Origin of the sequence: Paenibacillus sp. GCM10027626 (genome assembly GCF_042676285.1) — a bacterium.
Lineage (GTDB): Bacteria > Bacillota > Bacilli > Paenibacillales > Paenibacillaceae > Paenibacillus_Z.
Genome location: NZ_JBHTHC010000010.1, coordinates 243,874 through 265,547, shown reverse-complemented (window position 1 = coordinate 265,547; position 21,674 = coordinate 243,874). Strand labels below are relative to the sequence as shown.

The 21,674-nt window shown below is 47.4% G+C and carries 16 protein-coding genes; 12 read left to right on the top strand and 4 right to left on the bottom strand.

Annotation, left to right across the window (positions count from 1 at the left end):
• Nucleotides 1-54 precede the first annotated feature (54 nt).
• The 3 genes from ACFQ0N_RS20845 to ACFQ0N_RS20835 all read left to right on the top strand — a co-directional run bounded on the left by ACFQ0N_RS20845 (nucleotide 55) and on the right by ACFQ0N_RS20835 (nucleotide 4,718).
• Entirely contained in the window at nucleotides 55-1,764 is a 1,710-nt protein-coding gene (locus ACFQ0N_RS20845) for a hypothetical protein (protein WP_379329747.1), read from the top strand.
• Between the two features lie 380 nt (nucleotides 1,765-2,144).
• A complete protein-coding gene (locus ACFQ0N_RS20840; RefSeq protein ID WP_379329745.1) occupies nucleotides 2,145-2,936 on the top strand; it encodes a response regulator transcription factor in 792 nt (263 codons plus the stop codon).
• Between the two features lie 12 nt (nucleotides 2,937-2,948).
• Complete coding sequence (locus tag ACFQ0N_RS20835) at nucleotides 2,949-4,718, top strand: sensor histidine kinase (protein ID WP_379329743.1); 1,770 nt, start codon at nucleotides 2,949-2,951, stop codon at nucleotides 4,716-4,718.
• Here the strand turns inward: ACFQ0N_RS20835 and ACFQ0N_RS20830 are convergent.
• Complete coding sequence (locus ACFQ0N_RS20830; RefSeq protein WP_379329741.1) at nucleotides 4,702-5,637, bottom strand: hypothetical protein; 936 nt, start codon at nucleotides 5,635-5,637, stop codon at nucleotides 4,702-4,704. The two genes, ACFQ0N_RS20835 and ACFQ0N_RS20830, sit on opposite strands and share 17 nt — an antisense overlap.
• A gap of 173 nt (nucleotides 5,638-5,810) precedes the next feature.
• Between ACFQ0N_RS20830 and ACFQ0N_RS20825 the strand changes: the two genes are divergently transcribed.
• The 5 genes from ACFQ0N_RS20825 to ACFQ0N_RS20805 all read left to right on the top strand — a co-directional run bounded on the left by ACFQ0N_RS20825 (nucleotide 5,811) and on the right by ACFQ0N_RS20805 (nucleotide 14,596).
• Nucleotides 5,811-7,238 carry an ABC transporter substrate-binding protein gene (locus ACFQ0N_RS20825; RefSeq protein WP_379329739.1) on the top strand — a complete coding sequence of 476 codons (1,428 nt, stop codon included), beginning with the start codon at nucleotides 5,811-5,813 and terminating at the stop codon, nucleotides 7,236-7,238.
• A 2-nt stretch (nucleotides 7,239-7,240) separates the two neighbouring features.
• On the top strand, nucleotides 7,241-8,179 hold the full coding sequence (locus tag ACFQ0N_RS20820) for a carbohydrate ABC transporter permease (protein ID WP_379329737.1): 939 nt from the start codon (nucleotides 7,241-7,243) through the stop codon (nucleotides 8,177-8,179).
• Between the two features lie 10 nt (nucleotides 8,180-8,189).
• Nucleotides 8,190-9,068 carry a carbohydrate ABC transporter permease gene (locus ACFQ0N_RS20815; RefSeq protein WP_379329735.1) on the top strand — a complete coding sequence of 293 codons (879 nt, stop codon included), beginning with the start codon at nucleotides 8,190-8,192 and terminating at the stop codon, nucleotides 9,066-9,068.
• Between the two features lie 27 nt (nucleotides 9,069-9,095).
• A complete protein-coding gene (locus ACFQ0N_RS20810; protein WP_379329733.1) occupies nucleotides 9,096-14,246 on the top strand; it encodes an S-layer homology domain-containing protein in 5,151 nt (1,716 codons plus the stop codon).
• 68 nt (nucleotides 14,247-14,314) lie between these two features.
• Entirely contained in the window at nucleotides 14,315-14,596 is a 282-nt protein-coding gene (locus tag ACFQ0N_RS20805; RefSeq protein ID WP_379329731.1) for a hypothetical protein, read from the top strand.
• Between the two features lie 97 nt (nucleotides 14,597-14,693).
• On the opposite strand, the gene uppS is transcribed toward ACFQ0N_RS20805, so the two are convergent.
• Nucleotides 14,694-15,401 carry a polyprenyl diphosphate synthase gene (gene uppS / locus ACFQ0N_RS20800; RefSeq protein WP_379329729.1) on the bottom strand — a complete coding sequence of 236 codons (708 nt, stop codon included), beginning with the start codon at nucleotides 15,399-15,401 and terminating at the stop codon, nucleotides 14,694-14,696.
• 568 nt (nucleotides 15,402-15,969) lie between these two features.
• Between uppS and ACFQ0N_RS20795 the strand changes: the two genes are divergently transcribed.
• A complete protein-coding gene (locus ACFQ0N_RS20795; protein ID WP_379329727.1) occupies nucleotides 15,970-16,470 on the top strand; it encodes a DinB family protein in 501 nt (166 codons plus the stop codon).
• Between the two features lie 118 nt (nucleotides 16,471-16,588).
• On the opposite strand, the gene ACFQ0N_RS20790 is transcribed toward ACFQ0N_RS20795, so the two are convergent.
• The gene (locus tag ACFQ0N_RS20790) at nucleotides 16,589-16,738 is read right to left on the bottom strand and encodes a hypothetical protein (RefSeq protein WP_379329725.1); all 150 of its coding nucleotides are present in this window, start codon (nucleotides 16,736-16,738) and stop codon (nucleotides 16,589-16,591) included.
• 110 nt (nucleotides 16,739-16,848) lie between these two features.
• Between ACFQ0N_RS20790 and ACFQ0N_RS20785 the strand changes: the two genes are divergently transcribed.
• On the top strand, nucleotides 16,849-17,790 hold the full coding sequence (locus ACFQ0N_RS20785; RefSeq protein ID WP_379329723.1) for a helix-turn-helix transcriptional regulator: 942 nt from the start codon (nucleotides 16,849-16,851) through the stop codon (nucleotides 17,788-17,790).
• A 95-nt stretch (nucleotides 17,791-17,885) separates the two neighbouring features.
• Here the strand turns inward: ACFQ0N_RS20785 and ACFQ0N_RS20780 are convergent, their stop codons facing one another.
• Nucleotides 17,886-19,028, bottom strand: a complete 1,143-nt coding sequence (locus ACFQ0N_RS20780) for an ROK family transcriptional regulator (protein ID WP_379329721.1) — start codon at nucleotides 19,026-19,028, stop codon at nucleotides 17,886-17,888.
• Nucleotides 19,029-19,403: 375 nt separating this feature from the next.
• Here ACFQ0N_RS20780 and ACFQ0N_RS20775 point away from each other — a divergent pair, with 375 nt between their 5' ends.
• Nucleotides 19,404-20,696, top strand: a complete 1,293-nt coding sequence (locus tag ACFQ0N_RS20775) for an ABC transporter substrate-binding protein (RefSeq protein WP_379329719.1) — start codon at nucleotides 19,404-19,406, stop codon at nucleotides 20,694-20,696.
• Between the two features lie 77 nt (nucleotides 20,697-20,773).
• A complete protein-coding gene (locus ACFQ0N_RS20770) occupies nucleotides 20,774-21,667 on the top strand; it encodes a carbohydrate ABC transporter permease (RefSeq protein ID WP_379329717.1) in 894 nt (297 codons plus the stop codon).
• Nucleotides 21,668-21,674: the final 7 nt, after the last annotated feature.

The following is a 21,674-nucleotide window of genomic DNA, read 5'->3' as shown; positions in this document are numbered from 1 at the left end:
CACCCGCAGCCGCATCAGCAGATGAGGCTGCGGGAAACAAGGAGAGGAAATACCGTGAATAAACAACTTCAGCAACTAGAGGAACTGCAAATGCTGCGCCGGAAAATTGAATCAAAAGAGTCGGCGTATAATCCCGAGATTCAGATGCTCACCTCGCCATTCAGCAGCCCGGGGTACCATACGACGATCAAAAAAGCCGAAACCATTCATTCCACGCTCAACTCGCTTATTTATGCGCTTGGCTTGCTTGATACCGGGGAGGAGCGTTACCGGGAGCGCGCATGTGAGATTATCCTTCAGGTCGTTTCATTGCAGGATACAGACCGCAGCCGCGATACGTTTGGTATCTGGTCATGGTTTTATGAGGAGCCGCTGGACCAGATGTCGCCGCCGGACTGGAACTGGGCGGACTTCTGTGGCAAGCTTCTTGTACTGGCGCTGTCACGCCACGGCAATAAGTTTTCCGGAGAACAGTATGAGGCGGTGAAACAGGCGATCTATAACGCATGTGACGCGATTATAAAGCGTAATGTCGGGCCGGGCTATACCAATATTGCGATTATGGGCGCATTTGTCACCTTGATCGCCGGTGAGCTGTTTGGCGAAAAGAAATACGAGATGTATGGTTTGAACCGTCTGGAGAAGCTGCACCAGTTCACGCAGGTACGGCAAGCTTTTCAGGAGTATAACAGCCCGCCGTATACGACAGTGGCTATTCTGGAATTGTCCAAGCTGCACACGGAAACAAAGCTGGAGCGTGCCAAGCAGCTGAGCGGGGAACTGCTCGATATGACCTGGAATTCGGTAGCCGACTATTACCATACGGCTACAGGGCAATGGTCGGGGCCGCACAGCCGCTGCTACAGTACCTTATTAAGCGAAAATCATAAGGCGTTCCTGCAATATGCAACAAGAGGCAAGCTTAAATTCTATGAGTGGTCTGAGTTTCCGTATGAAGAGGAATGGTATAAAAGCGGTCTTCACTGCCCAGAGGACATTGCAGAGCGCATGCTGATCTCTGAAGAGCGGGAGCTGCGCAAATGCTTTGCCGTGAATGAACATGACCAATCGGAAAAATGGGCGACGACCTTTATGACGCCGGCCTATACGCTCGGCAGCTTTAATAAGGAGATCATGTGGAATCAGACGCGGACTGTGCTTGCTTATCTGGATAACGGCGGTCAGCCAACCTATATGCATCTGCGCTGTCTGCACGATGGGTACGACTATTGCTCAGCAATATTGAGCAGCGTACAGCGTAAAGAGCATGTGCTCTACGGCGTTCATTTTATGACGAATGGCGGGGACACACACCCGAATCTGGATAAAATCGACGGGACGATCGAGGCGGCAGATTTCCGGCTTCGTCTGGAGATTGGCGGCTCTATAGAGCGGGTTGAAAGCAAGCTGGAAGCGAAGGAGGCCATCATACGGATCGGCGGAGAAGCCGGGATTACGGTGCAGTTGTATAATTGGTTTGCCGCCTTTGATGACCGTCAGAGCGGAGATGCCTTCTGGCGCTGGGAAATCAATGAGGAGAATGGCGTGCTCGGCATTGATTGGGTCATTTACTCTGGAGAGCGGAGAACGATTGATTTTCGCGAGCTTAACAAGGCAGCTCTCCTATTCTCTATTATGCTGAACAATGAGGAGCAGAAATTCTCGCCGTCGGTTCAAGAATCAAACGGACAGGTGGCAGTTACAGGGACTTGGAACAATGAGGAGATGAGTTTGGCCATTCCGCTGCAGGCGACTGCGCGGTAAGCAAATATAAGCCGGTTCACAGCGTTATTAATGCGGTGAGTCGGCTTTTCCGTTAGGGCACGGTTATGCGCTAACGAAATAAATACTTTTAAGCCAATCCTCAGTCATCGGAATTTCGATGTGGGTTGGTTTTTTGGCCGCAAAAGAGTTTGGCTTGAAGGCTGTCCCATAAGTAGGTTTTAACTACCGGGGAAAAGCCCCTTTCTCGCTGGAATGTGAGGTAGGGGATTTTTGTAAGCATGGGAAAGTCCATGAGTATATGGCATAGATTTTTTTGTTATTATTCACCAAATATAATTTGTTAATTGTTGAAAAGAGAATCTGTAGGTAGAATAGGAGATGCAGCAAGAAGGAGATGCGGCAAGCGGGAGGGGTATTCGATGATTAAAGCATTGATTGTCGACGATGAGTATTTGGTGCGGCTCGGATTGCGTAAGACGATTGCTTGGGAGCAACTCGGGATTGAAATTGTCGGAGAGGCCGAGGATGGGCTTACAGGATATGAGGAAGCGATGAAGTGTAAGCCAGAGCTTATTATTACAGATATAAAGATGCCGTTTATGGACGGAATTGAGCTGATGAAGAAAGTTAAGGACAGCAAGCTTGAAGCCAGCTTTATCGTATTGAGCGGTTATGGAGACTTTGAATATGCCAAAGGAGCGATTCGTTATGGTGCTGTAGAATATTTGCTCAAGCCGATTGAAAATGTGCAGCTGGAAGAGGTGCTGCATCGTGTGGTAGAGCGGATTGCCGGCGAGCGGACAGTTGTACGGCTTGGAAAGGAAAAAGTGCTGGAGGATCTTGTAACCACATTAAAAAAGGTGCGCATGCAGAAGTCGAAGCCATCCTCCAAATTAATTGACGATGCACTCGCCTATATTCACAATTATTATGCTGAGGAGCTATCAATAGCAAGTATTGCTGATCATTTACATATAAGTGCTTCTTACCTGATGCATCTATTCAAGGAAGCAATGCAGTGTACCGTAATCGATTACGTAACTGAATACCGCATGAGTGAGGCGAAGAAGCTGCTAAAAACGCGCAATTACAAAATATATGAGGTTAGTACGTTGGTAGGCTACCAGGATCATCGTTATTTTGGCCAATTATTCAAGAAAGCAACGGGACTTACTCCACGAGAGTTTGTGAAAAGTACTTTATATGATTAGAGGAGAAATACTGTGAATGTACTGCGACGATGGAGGCATTGGAGCGTCGGAGCCAAGGTTCTAGCGCTGTTATTTGCTGTGGTGCTGCTGTCCTCAGTGCTTTTGTTTCAAACGACCAGTTGGTTGACACAGAAGGCAGTGCGTGAGTTTATGTACAATTATGTCATAGTTAATCAAGAAAAGGCACAGACGGGCTTTGAGTTTTTGATTGGTGAAATAAACATGCTGTCGGTTCGCTTGTTAACGAAAAATGAGATTTATCGGGCGATGAAGGATGAGAAGGCAAGCGAAGAAGAACGGGAAGCTGAGATCAGGCATTTGCTTGAGGATATGAGCATTAATCGTGATGTTGTTTGGCATGTTGCGATTGTAACGGAGGAGGGGCGTTACTTTGAATATGGGAACGAACACATCGTAGAGCGCCCTGATCCGCTTTTTATCGAGCAGATCAAGCAGTCGAACACGCCCGTGTGGGGAGACATTCGCAAAGATGAAACAGGAGATGCTTCGTTAATGCTGGGGAGAAAATATTACAATTTCTATACCGGCGAACGCATCGGCTATTTGGTCGTATATATTCGCGAACGTGCGCTTTATGAGGTGTACAAAAATATGGTGTCCGCCAATTGGGGTGACGCCATGCTGCTTGCGAATGGACGCTATGTGCTGTCAGCACCTGATCCGTTGTTGTCTGGAACAACGATCTATGACTCGCAATTGTTCGAGGTCGGTCAGGAGGGGTACAAACTTATTAAGCTTGAAGGGCGGCCGGTTATTATTTTTAATTATCAATTGACTGGCGATGTTCAAAAGAACAGATTGGACTGGAGAATAGTAAGTATCATCTCTCAGGAAGAGCTGTTTAAGCAACTGCAGCATATTAAGCGCTACAGCTATATTCTACAACTATTGTTAATTACCGGCGGTTTTATGGTGGCATGGTATATGGCTAATCGGATCGTCAATCCGGTTAATCGGCTGGCCAGAACGATTCGCAAATATCGGGAGGGCGGCAGCGGAGATGTGCTTGATCCGCGTGCTTACCGTCATAATCATGACGAGATTGCACTGCTTGAGACGAGCTTTAGCGATATGGTCATTCGTATTGAAGAGTTGATTGGCCGAATCAATGAAGACAAGGATAGGCAGCGGGAGACCGAATTGATAGCTTTGCAGGCACAAATTAATCCTCACTTTTTATATAATACGCTGGATGCGATCGGCTGGATTGCCAAATTGAACAGCCAGAAGGAAATTGAGAAGATGATCGTCGCTTTGGCAAGCTTTTATCGGCTTAGTCTGCATAAAGGAGATAAATCTATTACAGTTCGTGAAGAGATAGGCATCATTCGCAGCTATGAAACGTTGGAACAAATGCGTTTTCCGGGGAAATTCAGTATGGTCTATCAAGTGGAGGACGATATGCTAGATGAGGCGGTTTTGAAAATTATTTTGCAGCCGCTGGTAGAAAACGCGATTAAACATGGAATCAGCCAGAAGCGCGGGCATGGCAATGTATGGATCCATGGTTATCGTGAGGGACAGGATCTCGTGTTCGAGATTAGAGATGACGGGATCGGCTTTGATCCAGATATGCTTCATCGTCCAACAACTGCTAATAAGGAGTATAAGGGCGGCGGTTATGGGATTCGCAATGTAGATGAACGCATCAAGCTGGAGTATGGAGCAGAATATGGCGTCAACATCGATAGCCGATTGGGGGAGGGAACGACGGTCGTCGTCCGTCTCCGTTCCACCTCAAATGCTAGGCTGAAGAACTGAATTGTCGCATATTTTTGTATAGCTTGGCGAGCGGCTTGACAATACTGTCCCGCAAGCGCCGGAAGGTAAAGAAAGCAAGCACGATAGAAACAGCGGCAAGCAGTCCGATGGTCAGCGATAATTCGCGCATCGGCTGTTTGGCGTTGGCCATCGGCACGCTAAGCGTCAAATCGATATTAGATTCGTGAACTGAATTGCGAATAATAATATGTGTGCTGCTGCGGCTAATTGTTGGTGTGGCAGCATCAGCGGTGCTAGAAAAACGATTGGCGCGTCCAATGGTTGTCTCCGCATGTTGGAATAGTGCATTGGAGGATTCAAAATATTGCTCCAAGCGCATCGCATCCATATCGGCTATCATAATAGCCGAGGGCTGCTGTGTATGCTCGGGTATTTTGAGTACATAGGAAAAAATGCCGGTTGTCGCATACTTTTGCGAATAGTAGGATAGATCTTTGCCATCCCGGTATATCCATATACTGTGGGCGGAGGGATTGGTATAAAACTGTTCAAATTCAGCGTTAGCCCGCAATTGTTCTAGTGTCGGAATGTCTGAATAATTGGTTGGCGTGTAGCTGTAGCCTTGCAAGGTGTAGATGGTTGCACCGCGCAAATCCATATTTAACTTATAGACCATGCCATTCAACACCTCGATGACATCAGGCATATATTCAGGCGAGGAAATGGCGGTGGCAACAGAAGGGTGATTGGAAATAACCTTCAATGTCTCCTCTGTATATGTAAGATATCGGGTCAAATTGCTGGCGGAAGTGTTATAAAAATTGGCAGCAATATTGCTGAACTCGGAACGAATGAGATAGGTGGAAAAATAGTAGGATACGGCGCTTGCGATGGTCACACCGATCAAGGTAGTAAGCATACAGGCAAGGATAAGTCTTCTGGATAATTGCCTAAACAATAGGAGCACCTCCGAGAGTAGTATAGCATACAATCATCCTCTTTGTATGAAGCGCTTACTAAAAGAGCAGGATGGTACACTTTTTTAGAGGAATGTCTTATTTTTTTGTTATCTGGCAATCGCTACAATGGAAATCGTGAGTAAGTTTGCGAATGAAGAGAGGGTGTTGAGTTTTGAACAAAAAGTATAGTATTAGCCTGTTATGCATCATGATGTCGACTACGGCAGCACTGACGGCTTGTACGCCTGAGAAAAGCAACCCAAATGTTGAAAGCGGAACCTCGAAAGGGGACGGGAAGACGTCTGCTGCATCAGTCGTATTTACGAATGGCGATTGGCCAAAGCCGACAGACGCTTCACTGGCACAAAGCGAGGCCTGGAAAGCGACATTTGATGCAAAGTATCCGAATGTGGAGATGAAAACCGAGCATTTTGAGTTTGATACGAATACGTTTTTGCCGAAAGCCGAGAGTGGTCAGTTGCCGAATCTATTCACGACTTGGCTGACTGAACCGCAAAAGATTATTAATGCAGGCTACGCTGCCGATCTGACCGACGTCTTAAAGGAGTATGGCTATGATAGCGTACTCAATCCGGATATGCTGTCGATGATGCAGAAGGACGGACGTACATATGGTATCCCGACCAATGGCTACTATATGGGCGTCTGGTATAATGTGAACTTGCTGAAGCAGGCAGGTTTGATGGAGGAAGGCGGTGTGCCGAAATTTCCTCAAACGTATGAGGAGTTAGTGGAAATGGCCAAAACGATCAAGGAGAAGACGGGCAAGCCGGGATTTTTTCTGCCAACGAAAAATAATCAGGGCGGATGGCAGTTTATGAACATCGCATGGTCTTACGGTACGGAGTTTGTCGTGCAGGAAGACGGAAAGTGGAAAGCGGTATTCAACAGCCCGGAAGCAGTGGCAGCGCTGCAATTGATCAAGGATATGAAGTGGAAGCATAATGTGCTGACTGATAACGTATTGGTCGATATTAATGATTTGTTCAGATTGTTCGGAACCGATCAAGTGGGCATGAGCTTCGGCACGCTGGATTGGAAAAATGACCCGATCAATGATTACAAGATGAGTAGAGACAATTTGGCGATGTCTAAAGTGCCTGGCGGCCCGGCAGGCCGTTATACACTGACAGGCGGCGGTCTCTACATGTTCTCGCCAAGCAGCTCTCCTGAACAAATTCGGGCAGGTCTTGACTGGTTGAAAATCAAAGGCTTCTCTCCGGAAGTTGCAGCTGAGTCTTTGCAAGGCTTGGAAGAACAGCTTAAAGGTGATGCGGAGCTGGGACGTGTCGTCGGACCGCGCGGACTGAAGATGTGGATCAATGAAGACCGTCTGCAGGCGGAGCAAGCGATCTATGACAAGTTTACGAATGTCGACATGGCACTCTGGAATGATTATATCAACAATGAAGGCGTAACGATCCGACCGGAGGTTCCGGTGAATGCACAGGAATTGTACAAGCTGCTCGATGGCGTCATTCAAGCCGTCTTAACGAAGGAAAACGCTGATCCGCAAGCTTTGCTGGACAAGGCTGCTGCTGATTTCCAGCGTGATTATCTCGATAAGGTGGAACAATAGCAATGAATGGTTCGAATCCTGAATTGTCGTCACCGCTGCCGATGGGAACAGGCCGGGCGCGCCGGCAATTCAAACAATTATTGCGGGAGTTGCCGTCCTGGTTATTAATTCTGCCTAGTATTGTATTTTTTACGGTATTTTCGTGGCAACCGCTGTTATCGGGTTTCTATTTATCCTTTCAGCAGACGAGAGGCTATGATGCCGTTAAGTTTATCGGTTTGCAAAATTATATCGATGTGATCAGCAACTCGGTCTTTCAACAAACATTCATAAATACGATTGTTTATGTTTTCTGGTCGGTTGTGATCGGGTTTGCTGTCCCGATTATTGTTGCTATTCTCATCAATGAAATGATGCACTGGCAGTCCATTTTTAAATTTTCAGTTTATTTTCCCAGTATGGTACCAGGTATTGCTGCCGCCTTATTGTGGGTCTTCATATTTGATCCAGGACCAAGCGGATTACTCAATATGCTGATGGATAAGCTGGGAATTGCTTCGGCCTCCTGGCTTCAAAACCCTGACTGGACGATTCTGCTTATTGTCATTACGATGACTTGGCGTGGCTTTGGCACGACGGTTATTTTATATCTGGCCAGCCTGCAAGGAGTCAACCCGGAACTGTATGAGGCTGCATCGATTGACGGGGCAGGGATTTGGAGACGGATCTGGCATATTACCTTGCCGCAAATTGCCCCAATTATTTCGATTATGCTCGTGCTGCAAATGATTGGTGTATTCCAAGTGATGTATGAACCGCTGACAATGACAGAGGGCGGGCCGAACAATGCTTCAATGTCCTTGATGCTGCAAAGCTATTTTTACGCCTTCCGCTACTTTGAGGCAGGCCGATCACTGGCTGTTGGTGTGATTACATTTTTATTTTTGCTTGTATTCACAATTATCTACTTCCGGTTAAGCAAAAAAATTAGTGATCAATAGAGGTGATACGATGGGCAAGCCGATGACGGGCATTATTGGAGTGCTCGATTTGAAACGGCCGGGCGTAAAGCTGCTATATTGGGCGGTATTTGCTATTATGATAGGCGTCTCGCTTCTTTGTCTGTTGCCGCCGTTATGGATTATGCTTTCAAGTTTGAAGGACGTCAAAGAGTTTTTCACAATTCCGCCAACCATTATTCCGCAAACACTTGATCTATCCAAAATCGTTAGTACGTGGAAACTGCTTGATTTTGGGAGATTATACTTGAACACTTTCATTATGACAGCAGGATGTCTGTTATTTGCCCTGGTGTTCAATGGTTTGCTAGGCTATTTTCTTTCCAAGCTGCGGCCGCGAGGAAGCTCCTTTATTTTTGGGATGGTGCTGTGGACGATGCTGCTGCCGAATACATTGGGCATGGTTCCTATTTTTAAAAATATTATCGATTTTCCCGTCCTTCACATCAATTTCAGCAACACGTTTTGGCCGATGTGGATGATGATTGGGGCGAACGCTTTTTATGTGATCGTCTTCAAAGGCTTCTTCGATAATATTCCTCATGCGCTTGTTGAAGCGGCACGGATCGATGGCTGCAGCCTGCTAGGCATTTTTTGGCGGATTGTACTGCCTCTTAGCAAGCCTGTTATGATGGCGATTACGATCTTTACCATTCAGGCGACATGGTCGGATTTCTTTTGGCCTTATATGGTGTTGAAGGATCAGTCGCTATGGACGGTGATTGTCGCCATCTTTAATTTGAAAGGAACGACAACGCTGGATATTCAGTTTGTTGCATTAACCTTTTCGATTATTCCGCCGGCGATTTTATTTCTATTTTTCCAAAAATATATTATGCAAGGATTTACGTTCTCTGGTATTAAAGGTTAATTCATCTGGAGGAAAGGGAGAAGTGCTATGATTCGTTGCTGCCAAAGGCCGCTGCTCGCCATACTTACACTTGCACTTGTTGTTACATCTATTGGATTTACTGCATGGGGAGAAAATCGGACATACGCTGCATCTATTGTAACAGAAGAGATGATCAGCCAGTTTGAACAGGAGGATGAAGGCTGGAGCCTGAATTTGGGGACGGAGTTTCCTGGAGCTGCAGGTGCGCTGGAGCGGGTGACAGATGATTCCTACGCCGGAAACTTCGCCGGCAGGCTGTCCGGTGATTTTACTGCTGGCGGCGCATATGTCAGCATTGAGAAAGAATTGAATCATCTAGATATACAGCAGCTTGATTTCATGGTGAAGACGACGGATTTAAGTGCGATTCGGATTCGGATTACAGATGCAACCGGACAGGTGCATCAGCAATCGCTGCCGTTGAGCTCGGCTGACGAATGGCAAGCAGTGACAATTACAGAGTTTGCTGGCGGTATGAATTATGGGCACTGGAGCGGGGCGAATGATGGTGTCTATCATGCTCCGGCCAAAGAGATTGCATTCCTGATGGAGCGCTCGGAGCTGAACGCAGGCAAGCAACGAGGGGCTATTTTGCTCGATCAGATTGTCGCCAAAGTGCAGCTGCCGCCGCTAGTAATTGAGCAGCAGAAGCTGGGCAATGTGTTTACTGATCAAGATGAGGTGGCCTTCCGGCTGAAAACGTCTGGTGATCTGGTACGCTGGACGGTTCATAATATGTGGGGAGAACAAGTAAGACATGGCGTGCAAACGATTGCAAGCGGTAGCGGCGCCATACTTACAATTCCGCAAGTTGAAAGCGGCTATTATCGTCTTCATCTTACGGCTGAATTGGAAGGTTCTCCGACTGCTTCTGCCGAAACGGTGTTTGCGGTGCTGGCTCCATTTGATCTGGGACAGGTGAGCGATTCGCCATTTGGAGCCGCGACGCATTTTGGCCAATGGTGGGAGCCTGAGCTTATCCCGCTTATTCGTCAAGCAGGTATGAAGAACGTCAGAGACGAGATGTATTGGGGCTATGTTGAGCCGCAAAAGGATGTCTATCAATTTCCAGAATCCTATGACAAGTATATGAATCAATTGAAAGTCCATGATCTTGATCCGTTGATTGTATTTTCCTATACCAACAATCTTTATGATGGCGGCAGTACACCGTATACAGATGAAGGAAGGCAAGGATTTGCCAACTATGGTCAAGCGATATTACGGCAATATGACGATCAGATCAAATGGGTGGAAGTGTACAATGAATTTAATATCGGACCTGGTGATCTAGGCGACGGTCCTGCCGATTCCAAACCAGAGTATTATTACAAACTTCTGGAAAAAACGTACAATACCGTGAAGGCGGAAGATCCGAATATCATCGTTGTTGGGCCGACAGCTGCCCAAATTCCATGGGAGTGGATGGAGGAACTGTTTGCATTGGGCGGGTTGAGATATATGGATGCCGTCTCGGTTCATCCTTACCGTTATCCGGATACACCAGAAGGCTTGGTAGCGGAATTAACCCGTCTGCAAAATTTGATACGGAAGTATAATAATGGACAACCAAAGCCGATCTGGATGACGGAGATGGGCTGGCCGACCCAGCTCGATCATCGTGGTGTTACTGAAACGAGGCAAGCTTCTTATGTTGTAAGAAGCCATGTTGGTGCGCTGGCTAATGGTGTGGAAAAATATTTTTGGTATGATTTTATGAATGATGGCTTGCAAACTGACAATAGTGAGGATAATTTTGGTCTTATTCGTCATCCGAAAGATCCGCTTGGCGCCTATACTCCCAAACCGGGATATGTCTCGTACAGTGTAATGGCTCGAGAGTTGACGGGGGCAAATTATGTCGCCCAAGACAGTTACGGCGATGACATTATGAGTTATCTATTTAATAAAAATGGCGAAGCGCTGCGTGTCATGTGGGCACTGGAAGACTATATTGTTGCAGTGGAGACTGATCAGCCATTAGAAGTTACCGACATCATGGGCAATCGTGAAACATTTATACCTCAACAAGGGAAAGTGTATTTAACACTATCAGGCGAACCGCTTTATGTAAAAGGCAACGTGAATAAAGTAACCGCAGATGGTACAATCGCCGTATCTGGCGAAGAAGCGTTTAAAGGGGAGCCGGTTGAGCTCATTGTCGCATTAAATAATACGACTTCTGGCAAACCGCTGGCTATGACGATGGAAGTTGAAGGCAAGCGATATGAATTGGCTGTTTCGCAGGGACAGACGAAGAACCAAGCGATTACTTCTTACGGCGTCCAAGGAGAGGACTCTCGGATCGTTTTCATTTACTTGCTGGATGGGGACAGCAAGGTTGGCAAGCTGCGATACAAAGTACAAACGGGGATTTCACATCAGGTTAAGGTACGTCCGTTAATTGAGATGAAAAAAGATCAGCTGGAGCAATCACTGAATATCCAAGTGGACAATGTGAGCAAGTCAAGAGAGTTAGTAGTAGAGGGTGCAGAATGGCGTATTGGTGATCAAAGCGGAGTTATCGACTGGAATACTTTGTTATTGCCTGAAGAAAGTCGCAGATTTACAATCCCGCTAAAAACGTTAGCGGCGGAAAGCGACTATCCAGTCGCTGTTCGTATCAAATTTGCTGGTAGAGAAGACTATGTTTATGAAGGAAGTTTCGGATTTAATTTGATTATACCAGCGACGGAAGCAATGGCAGAGTTAGGTCAGAGTGATCCGGCATCGGGTGGACAACAGGCGACAATTGATTTATCCGGAGCGGCAGTGAAAATGGCGGATTATGCCGGAAGTGATGATTTGAGTGGCCGCATTTGGCTGCATTATGACAAGGATTATTTTTATTTGACAGCTCAAATTATCGATGATGTTCATTCGGCAGAAGCAAAAGCAGCTGACATATGGACGAATGACAGTATTCAGTTTGCCATGTCGCCTGGTGTGCCAGGCGAGAGCAGGGAATGGTACGAATACGGCATTTCCGACACACCGGCTGGGCCGCAAATTTATCGTTGGACGGCACCCGGCGGAATGGCGACAGGCCTTGTCGAAAATGGAAAGCTGACGGTTAAGCGGGATGAAAAACGGAAAATGACAATCTATGGACTTAAGCTCCCTTGGACGGAATTAGCTCCGGTTCGTCCTGTACGCAACGAAGTGATGAGCTTCTCGCTTCTGGTCAATGATAACGATGGTAAAGGTAGAAAAGGTTGGCTGGAGTGGGGCTCTGGAATCGGCAATGAGAAGAGGCCGAACCTGTTCCGGTCGATGCAGTGGATGTATGATCAGGCACCTCCAGCCACCTACGATGCTGCTTATAACGTCAAAGCGGGTCAAATAGTGCAAGGTATATTGCATGCGAAGCATGCAGAAGGGGCAGAGGTGAATTTTGAAATTGTTGAGAATGGAGAGCAGGGAACGGCTGCAATTGTCGATAGCGGAACAGGAGAGTTTGTCTACACGCCTCTGGCAACGGCATCAGGAGAAGATTCCTTCACCTTCCGCGTGTCCAACCGTTACGAGTATTCGAAAATAGCAAAAGTAACGGTAACGATCGATCGTCCCGATGCGCCTGGTGACGATGCTTCGTTAAAGTCACTTTACCTGAATGGTGAGTCGGTCGCAGGATTTGCTCCGGAGAAGCTGCAGTACACGGTCGTCCTGGAGAAAGGAGCAATGCTGCCGGAAATAACGGCGACTGCGAACGATGCGAAAGCGACGGTGGGCATTGAACCGGCCAAACAGGTGCCGGGCACAGCCAAGGTGGTCGTTACTTCCGAGAGCGCCGCTGTGGTGCAGGAATATCGCATCGCATTTGAGTATCGTAAAGCTGAGCCAGTGATACCTAGAGCGCATAACGGTTCGTACATAACCCCAGCGTTCAAAGCTGTCTCTGGGCAGTTAACTGCCGAGCATACAGAGGGGACGAAACTGACTTATGAAATTGTTGCAAACGGAAAGCTGGGAACGGTGAAGCTCAGCGATGCGGCGACAGGGAAATTCGTGTATACGCCGTATGACGATGCAACTGGAGAAGACCGGTTTACCTTCCGGGTTCACGACGGCCATAATTATTCGAACACAGCGGCTGTGGTCGTTACAATCGATGCCTTACCAGTTGTCGAGCCTCCATTCTATTCGGAAGCAATGGATCGCTATCAATCCTATTCCGGGCAATTATACTTGCCAGCAGGGATTGCAGGCGAGGTCAGCCTGGGCCAGCAAATTAAGCTGACAATCCCAGCTGGGGCAACAAACACAAGCGGACAGCTTAAAATTGTCGAGCTTGAGGGGCAAAAACTGCAAGATTTGCAAACGCAAACAGTGAACCTGCTTAGTCCGGTATTTGAGCTGAGCCAAGATCCGGCTGGTCAGTTCAAGAAAAAAGCAATTCTGAGCATTGATTTCGATGCGGGCAAAGCAGGGAAGGAGCAAGTACCCACTCTTATGCGTTATGATGACAAGCAGAAAACATGGGTAAAAGCGGATGGCAAGGTAGACGGAAATAGCTTCGTCGCCAAGATTGACCAGCTTGGCGTATATGCCGTTGTAGCCTTGAGTGATGAGGCGGTTGAACTGCAGCCGGCAAGTGAGCTGAAAGATATCGCAGGCCATTGGGGCCAAGCCTGGATTGAAAAAGCGGTGCAAGCAGGTATCGTAAAAGGTTACAGCGACAGCACATTCCGTCCGGATCAGGCTGTCAGCTGCCAGGAATTAGTGGCGATGCTGGTGCGGGCGTTGCAGCCGCAAGCTGCGGGCAGCATCCAAAGCGCAGACAGCGTTCAACGCTTCACGGATCAAGCGCGGATCGGAAACTGGGCGGCGGATGCCGTAGCGGCAGCGGTGCAAGCAGGCTGGATTACCGGCTATAGCGACGGCAGCTTCCGCCCGCAGGAAGGCATAACGCGGGTAGAGCTGGCAGCTGTTCTGGCGCGTGCATCAGCTGGCATCGCCGCTGACGGAGACGGACAGCTCAGCCAATTCCGCGATGCGGAGCAAATTCCGGCATGGGCGAAAGATTATGTTGCCACAGTTGCAGCCAGCGGCTTGATGGAGGGCACGGGAACCGGGCTGTTCAAGCCGGCGGGCATCGTTACCCGGGCGGAAGCAGCAGCAATCGCGATGAGATTAATGGAACAAACAGCAAAGTAAACGTTAGAAGAAGGACCCGCGGCCGCGTCAGCAGATGCGGCTGCGGGAAATAAGAAGAGGAAAATACCATGAATAAACAGATTAAGCAACAAAAGGAATTACAAATGCTGCGCGGTAAAATTGCTTCAAAAGAATTGGCTTATAATCCCGAAATTCAGATGCTCACTTCCCCATTCAGCAGCCCGGGGTACCATACGACGATCAAAAAAGCCGAAACGATACATTCCACGCTCGAATCGCTTATTTATGCGCTGGGCTTGCTTGATACCGAGGAGGAGCGTTATCGAGAATGCGCGTGTGACATTATTCTTTCAGGTCGTTTCTTTGCAGGATACGAAGCGCAGTCATGATACGTTCGGTATCTAGCCATGGATTTACGAGGAGCCGCTGGACCGGATGTCGCCGCCGGACTGGAACTGGGCAGATATCTGCATGGGTATCCCTCTTTTATTCCATAGACCTTGACTTACGCTGCTGGTAATCGACAATTGCCTGAAGTAATAGATGTCTATTAAAGCTGGGCCACATCGTATCTGTAAACCATATTTCCGCTTGCGCGGACTGCCACAAAAGGAAACCGCTGAGCCGTTTTTCCCCGCTGGTTCGAATAACCAGTTCAGGTGATGGACAAGCGGAAGTGTACAAATATCGCTCAAAATCTGCTTCGCCAAGCTCATTCGCGCTATCGGCCTCAATTGCCAGCTTTACCGCACGGACAATCTCGCTGCGCCCGCCATAATTCATCGCAAAATTGACGGTCATCCCTTTATTCAAGCTTGTTGAGGCTGCTGCCTGCTCCATCAATCGCTGCGTATTTTTAGGGAAACGTTGCAAATCGCCTATAAAATGGACACTGATATCGTTGCTGTTCATTTCCTCAATAAGCTTGTCATTTACAAATTGATCAATCAGGCTAATGATGTAGTCTACTTCCTGCTTTGGCCTTTTCCAGTTCTCCGTAGAAAAAGCGTATAAAGTTAAATATTTTATATTTATATCCCGGCAATTGCGGATCGTTTCTTTCATTGTATTCATGCCGGCATAGTGGCCTGCAGCACGGGACAATCCTTTACTTTTTCCCCACCTTCCATTTCCATCCATCATAATAGCAATATGTTGAGGGAAGTCATGATGCCAATCAATTCGTTTTTCCAATCGCCTTGTTGTGATTCCTTCAAAAATACGCAACAATGCCACATCTATCACCAGCCAGTTTTTTTATATTTTCCATAATTTCGACATTATTTAGGCAGCTTCCTGCTTCTGGAATCTGGAAACTGTATAAGAAATGCGTTCCCTCCATCGGCGACCTCTTATTGAGGAACTATCCTGAAAATTACCCCGATGTTGGCGCGAGTTTCATTCTTCTGATGGTGCCAGGAGAGTGGTGCGGACGTCTAACTGTATTTTATGCGGATAGATCCAAGCGAATGGCCGAAAGGGAGGAGACTAACTAGAAAAATGCATTTAATATGGATGATTCTTTGTCCCTATGGATAGCGGAAATTTTTTATTGGCGATAAAAACTGCCTCATGCTGAATAACTATGACAATCCTTGTCACTATTAGCCATTATGCTTGAGCTAGAGGGGAGGGGAGGGGAGGGGAAAACATATGCTGGATTCGGACTATGAAATCGCAGAAGCGTTCACGGCGTCCACCCGGAGGATTTAAAAGGTTGTTACCATGTAGTGAAAGAATTTCAAGAAGGAGATGAACCGATATGTATATAACAGTTTCGGATTTTATCACAGAATGGAAAAACGAAGCGGCACTGACTCAAAAGGTTTTAGACAGTTTAACAGATGAATCGTTACTCCAGCAAGTATATCCTGAAGGCCGCACCTTGGGAAGAATTGCGTGGCATTTTGTAACGAATATCCCTGATTACTTGACTGAGTTTGGACTTGTAATCGATAAGGTTCAACATTCAGAGGAAGTGCCATCTGCCCAAGAAATTGCTGAGACCTTTAAAAACGTAAGCTCTAATGCAGCTCAAGTTGTTAAAGAACAATGGACAGATGATGCTTTAAAGCAAGTACAAAATTCTTTTGGAAGGCAGGAATCGAATGCCACTATCTTTATGGGATTGATTAAGCACATTGTCCATCATAGAGGACAAGTTACTGTTCTTATGCGTCAAGCGGGGCTGAAAATACCGGCGGTATATGGTCCTTCAAAGGAAGGTTGGATAAAGATTGGTGTAGCAACCCCGCCACTTTGAAAGGAGGTCACTGAAAAAGTTCCTTTCATGCAAAAAGGTATAACCACTTGTGAAAATGAGGAGGTTATACCTTTTTTCTGAATCGAAGTCACGCTGTTTATGACCTTGCGCGGTGCGCTTAGGAAGCGGATGCCGATTCCTGGGCAGAATGTTCCGTTTTCCCCTGAAGTACATTGCCGAACAGGAATGTTCCAAGTGAGACTGCAAGGCATACCGCCGAGAAGATGCCGATCGATGAATATCCGCCGAACTGGACATAGAGTATCATACATTGATCACTCCCAATCATTTATTATTGCTTGCTCAATTATCTTAAGGCATAATGATGACAATACTTGACATGAATTCATTTATTCCTCTAAAAAGAAGGTATTCGGAATGTCCAAATCGAAACGGCAAATCGAATTGATGATGACGGTTAATCGTAAACGGCGATTCAAGGTTCAGGAGCTTGCGGACGAATTCGGCGTCTCAAAGCGCACGATTCTGAGAGACTTGCAAGAATTGAGCGAGCTGGGGGTGCCGCTCTACTCTGAAGTGGGGCCGCATGGGGGCTATCAGGTGGTAAGGGAAAGGGTGCTGCCTCCGATCGCATTTACGGAGGGGGAGGCCGTGGCGATGTTTTTTGCGGTTCACGCCCTGCGCCACTATTCTTCACTGCCATTTGAAGCAGAGTCCGCTTCCGCGCTGAGCAAGTTCTATCTCCATATGCCTGGGGACGTCCGGGACCGGATCGATAGCATGAAGGATCGGGTCGACTTCATTACGCCGACCAGGCGGGGCGATGCGCCCTGTTTATCCGTTCTCCTTGATTCAGCTATTCATCGAAAGGTGCTTGATATCAAGTACAATTCAAAGGGTGAGGGGATGAGCAATCGGCTGATTCAGCCTGTATGCATCTATGCGAGTAACGGTTTCTGGTATTGTACAGCCTATTGCTTCCTGCGCCATGGTTTTCGCGTATTCCGGTGTGACCGAATTCGTGAGGCGGTCTATGACACGACCGGTGTGGAGCCGCTCGATCTGGGCGACATCCGCCTTAGCCGGCGGGAGGTAGCCAAGCCGCGGGAGCTCATTCACCTTCGTGCAAAGTTGAGCCGAACCGGCGTCCAGCGATGTGAAGCCGAACTGTGGCTAGCTCCAATGCTGGTCGTGGACGAAGATGGAAGCGGCGTGATCGATACGGACGTGCCCCGCAGCGACATTCCTTTTTTTACGGAGTTCTTCATTGCACTGGGGAATGAAGTCATTCTGCAGGAGCCGGCGGAATTGAAGGATTCGATCCGAACCAGACTGTCCGAGTTGTTGGCTTATTACTAATGAACAGGAACAAACACCTTCAAGTGCATTCGTTCATGTCGTAAGACATGAAGAAGCTTGAAGGTGTTTTGTAATAAATGCAGCAGGCGGCCGCTTCAAGGCGTATAGTCGGAAAGCTCGCGAATAAGACGGGATTTAGCCAATGCCAGAGTGCCTACGATGCCTTGCCTGCCGCCGAAGGAGGTGTTCTCCAGCTTCAGGCTCAAGGTCGAGAAGCGATTAGCGCGCAAGGTGATGGTTCGTTTCGTCTCATCCAGCATAAGCGGCATTTCGGTGAACATGGGACCGCCGATGAAGATCGTATCCGGATTGAACAGATTGACCACATTGCTCAAGGCAATGCCTAAAGCTTGACCGGCATCGATGCATACGTCGAGGGCGATCTTGTCGTTTTGCCGGTACGCTTCGATAAGCAAGCCGGAGCCCCCTCGTTCCTTGAAGTCTTTTTCCAGCATCGGAAAGGTTATGATATTTTCCAGGCAGCCATAGTTGCCACATGTGCAGCGGGAGCCATGAGGGTCGGCGGTAATATGGCCCAGCAACCCGGCTGTATTGTTGACACCACGCAGCAATTGCCCGTTAATCATAATGCCCGCGGCAATTCCGTAGCCCACCTGAACGACGATAAAATCGGCGATATCGCTCGCTTTGCCCGTCATTTGTTCGGCTATGGCCATCGTCCGCCCGCCCTCGTCAAGGAAGACGGGGCAGCCAAAGTGTTTGTGCACGAGGGAAACCAGATTGATGTCATCCCAATAAGGTGCGTTTGGCATGTTCAACACGATTTGCCCGCCTGCATCGACGATCCCGGTAATGCCAATGCCGATTGCATCGAGCGACGCTGCATCGGCCCCGCATTTCGCTAAAAACTCATCCAGCTTGCGCAGAAGAGCTTCTGCCCGATTTTCTTGAGGCAGCAAATCTTTCATCAAGCATTCGTCCTCGTGCAGTAAATCCAGGCAGTTGTCAGACAGCGCAAAGCGAACGGCATGCCCCCCGATATCGACGCCAAGATAAGTGAATTTGCGCGGGTTGGCATACAGCAGTACCTCTTTTCTTCCCATCCCGCTGCCGATCCGCTCGCCTTCGACAATAAAATGGTGCTCGAGCAGCAGCTTCGTCATATTCGTGATCGACCCCTGCGTCATGTTCAGCAGCTCTGCAATTCTTTTGCGCGATATTCCCTGCCCGAAACTGATTAGCTCCAATATTTGTTTTTCTGAAGAATTTAATTTCATAAAGCAGCGATCCTTTCTGCGCAATAAGTACGTGTAATTATTGTACCGCATTTCTGATGAAAAGTTAATTTATAAACCTAAATTTGTAGAAAACAGTTGGAATATCCGCTAAATTTAATGAGAAGCGCTTGATTGTAAGTCGATATGCAGCCAGATTTTTATAAAATGAAAGCCTTTACACAAAGGTAGTGTTATTATATAATTAAAAAAATAAATTAATTGAATAGGCTTCACGCTGTACCCTGCACCTGATTATGGATTCAAATGAATCACACCTATTATCCATAGCGGCAACAAGCTTGTCTTAAGGCGATAGCAAGCCGTCTGCAGGAAGCAGATCGCTTACTATAAAACTATTTTGCTGGGGGTATCGAAATGGTGAAAAGGTTTGGAGTATTGTTTTTGGCATTATCGATTGGACTCATCGTTTTTGCAGGCTGCAGCACGGGGACATCGTCGAACGATTCGAAGCCGGGGGAAGATGCGGACGGTAAAGCCGTAGAAGGGAAAAAGGTGACCCTTACATTCTGGAAGGCTCCGCACGTCAAGACGGAAAAAGAGCTGTGGGCAAAGATCATTGAGAAATTCGAAGCAGAAAATCCGAATATTAAGGTTGAGTTTCTGGAAACGCCGTGGGACGGATGGGATCAGAAGTATACGGCTGCATTTGCCGGAAGCAATCCGCCCGACGTTTCTTATATGTCTGAATATTTCGTGAAATTCGCGCAAAACGGCAAGCTTGCCGATCTCACGAACTACTTCTCCGAAGAGGAGAAAAGCAAATATTCGCCAAGTGTCATTGATTATTTGACGATTAACGGGAAGGTTTACACGAAGCCGTTTTTGGCGGGAACTTCCGTTGTTTTTTACAACAAAGAGCTTTTCGAAAAAGAAAAGATTGAAATTCCGCAAACATGGGATGAGCTTGTTGAAGCGGCCAAAAAGCTGACCAAAGCGCCGGACCAATGGGGGATCGGAAATCTGGATGCGCTGAATGCGGTTGCTTTTATGGGGCAGGCCGGGGCCAATTTGTATGCGGATAACAACAAAGACGTGACAAAACTGGGATTTGATACGCCAGAGGGCATAGCCGGGCTGCAATTTTATACCGATCTGGTGCTGAAGCATGCGGCAGCTCCGCCAATGGATTTCTACAGTACGTCGGAACAGGAAAATCAGGCGTTCTTCGACGGTAAAATCGGCATGCTCTTATCACAAGTTTCCTTTAGCTCTACGATTAAAACGAACGCGCCCAATTTAAAATTCGGGGCATTTCTGAATCCTGCAGGTCCAGCAAGCGATCCGGCAAAACAAAGGGAGGCCTATGCGGGCATAGGGACGCTGGCGATTGCCGAGGCATCGAAGCATAAGGATGAAGCCTGGAAGTTTATCGAATTCGTTACCGCGCCGGAAAACGCCAAAATGTATCTTGAGCCTGCGGGCTTCTTCTCCCCGCTGCCGGATGCGAACGAGGAAATGTACGCAGGTGATGAGGTGATGGAGGTTGCGAAAGAATCCATTAAAAATATGATTTTGTGGACGCCGAATGAAAAGTTTGGCAAGGTTCTCGATATTATCAAACAAATGAGAGAAGCCGCTTTCAGAGGCGTGAAGACGCCGGAACAGGCGATTAAGGATGCAGTGAAGGAATTTGAGAGCCAGTCTTAAAACGCCTTGTGCAAGGATGCAAGGCTGGGATAGCTCTCAACCTTATATGCGGAATTAGTTTACAAGAACTGGGGGCGATGAACATCGTTTCGCTGAATGCCAAAGTAAAGCATCATCTCATTTCGTATTCGTTCATACTGCCGTATATGCTTTTTGCCGTTTTGTTTACCTTTCTTCCCTTTTTCGTCATTATTGTACTCAGCTTTTACCAAGGTACGCTGCTTGATCTTTCCAGTCTGAAGTTCGTAGGGTTTGCAAACTTTGCCAAAGTATTCTCCAATGCCTCTACTTATTTAAGCGCTTTCTATAACTCTTTGTTTTATGCTGCCGTTATTATCCCAGCGGGGCAAATAACCGCCCTGGTGCTCGCTTTTTTGATTCGCAGAAAAAGTAAATTGAACGCCTTTTATGAAACGGTCTTTTTCAGTCCGATTATCATTTCGATGACGGCGGCTGGCGTTATCTTGGCCTATGTGCTGGCGAAAACCGGTCCTTTAAATTATTTGCTGTCGCTGGCAGGCTTTCCGGAAATCAATTGGTTTGGCGATCCGGTCATGGCCAAATTGGGAGTCGGCGTGCTGGAGATATGGAAGGGGGCGACCTTCTATACGTTTATCTACATTGCCGCATTAAGAAACATTCCGGCGGATTATTTGGATGCAGCGAAGATTGACGGGGCGAATTGGTGGCAGGAGATATGGAGTATCTCGCTGCCGCTCATTAAAAATGCGATTTTGCTCGGGATTGTGATGACGACGATTTTCATGTTTCAAATTTACGATTCGATTTACATTTTAACGGGCGGAGGTCCGCTCAGAGGAAGCGAAAGCGTCGTATTCTTCATCTATCGCATTACGCTGCTGGATGATCAGATCGGACTTGGAGCCGCGATGTCGATCTTATTTTTGATTTTTATTTTAATCGTTTCTTTAGTGCAATTAAAACTGCTGAAATCCGACACCGAATACTGATGAAAAG

What these genes read in the sequence shown, in the direction of transcription:
- ACFQ0N_RS20780 (WP_379329721.1), bottom strand. Translation starts at nt 19,028, where the DNA reads ATGAAATTAAATTCTTCAGAAAAACAAATATTGGAGCTAATCAGTTTC.
- ACFQ0N_RS20785 (WP_379329723.1), top strand. Translation starts at nt 16,849, where the DNA reads ATGTCCAAATCGAAACGGCAAATCGAATTGATGATGACGGTTAATCGT.
- ACFQ0N_RS20805 (WP_379329731.1), top strand. Translation starts at nt 14,315, where the DNA reads ATGAATAAACAGATTAAGCAACAAAAGGAATTACAAATGCTGCGCGGT.
- ACFQ0N_RS20810 (WP_379329733.1), top strand. Translation starts at nt 9,096, where the DNA reads ATGATTCGTTGCTGCCAAAGGCCGCTGCTCGCCATACTTACACTTGCA.
- ACFQ0N_RS20770 (WP_379329717.1), top strand. Translation starts at nt 20,774, where the DNA reads ATGAACATCGTTTCGCTGAATGCCAAAGTAAAGCATCATCTCATTTCG.
- ACFQ0N_RS20815 (WP_379329735.1), top strand. Translation starts at nt 8,190, where the DNA reads ATGGGCAAGCCGATGACGGGCATTATTGGAGTGCTCGATTTGAAACGG.
- ACFQ0N_RS20795 (WP_379329727.1), top strand. Translation starts at nt 15,970, where the DNA reads ATGTATATAACAGTTTCGGATTTTATCACAGAATGGAAAAACGAAGCG.
- ACFQ0N_RS20820 (WP_379329737.1), top strand. Translation starts at nt 7,241, where the DNA reads ATGAATGGTTCGAATCCTGAATTGTCGTCACCGCTGCCGATGGGAACA.
- ACFQ0N_RS20840 (WP_379329745.1), top strand. Translation starts at nt 2,145, where the DNA reads ATGATTAAAGCATTGATTGTCGACGATGAGTATTTGGTGCGGCTCGGA.
- ACFQ0N_RS20775 (WP_379329719.1), top strand. Translation starts at nt 19,404, where the DNA reads ATGGTGAAAAGGTTTGGAGTATTGTTTTTGGCATTATCGATTGGACTC.
- ACFQ0N_RS20790 (WP_379329725.1), bottom strand. Translation starts at nt 16,738, where the DNA reads ATGATACTCTATGTCCAGTTCGGCGGATATTCATCGATCGGCATCTTC.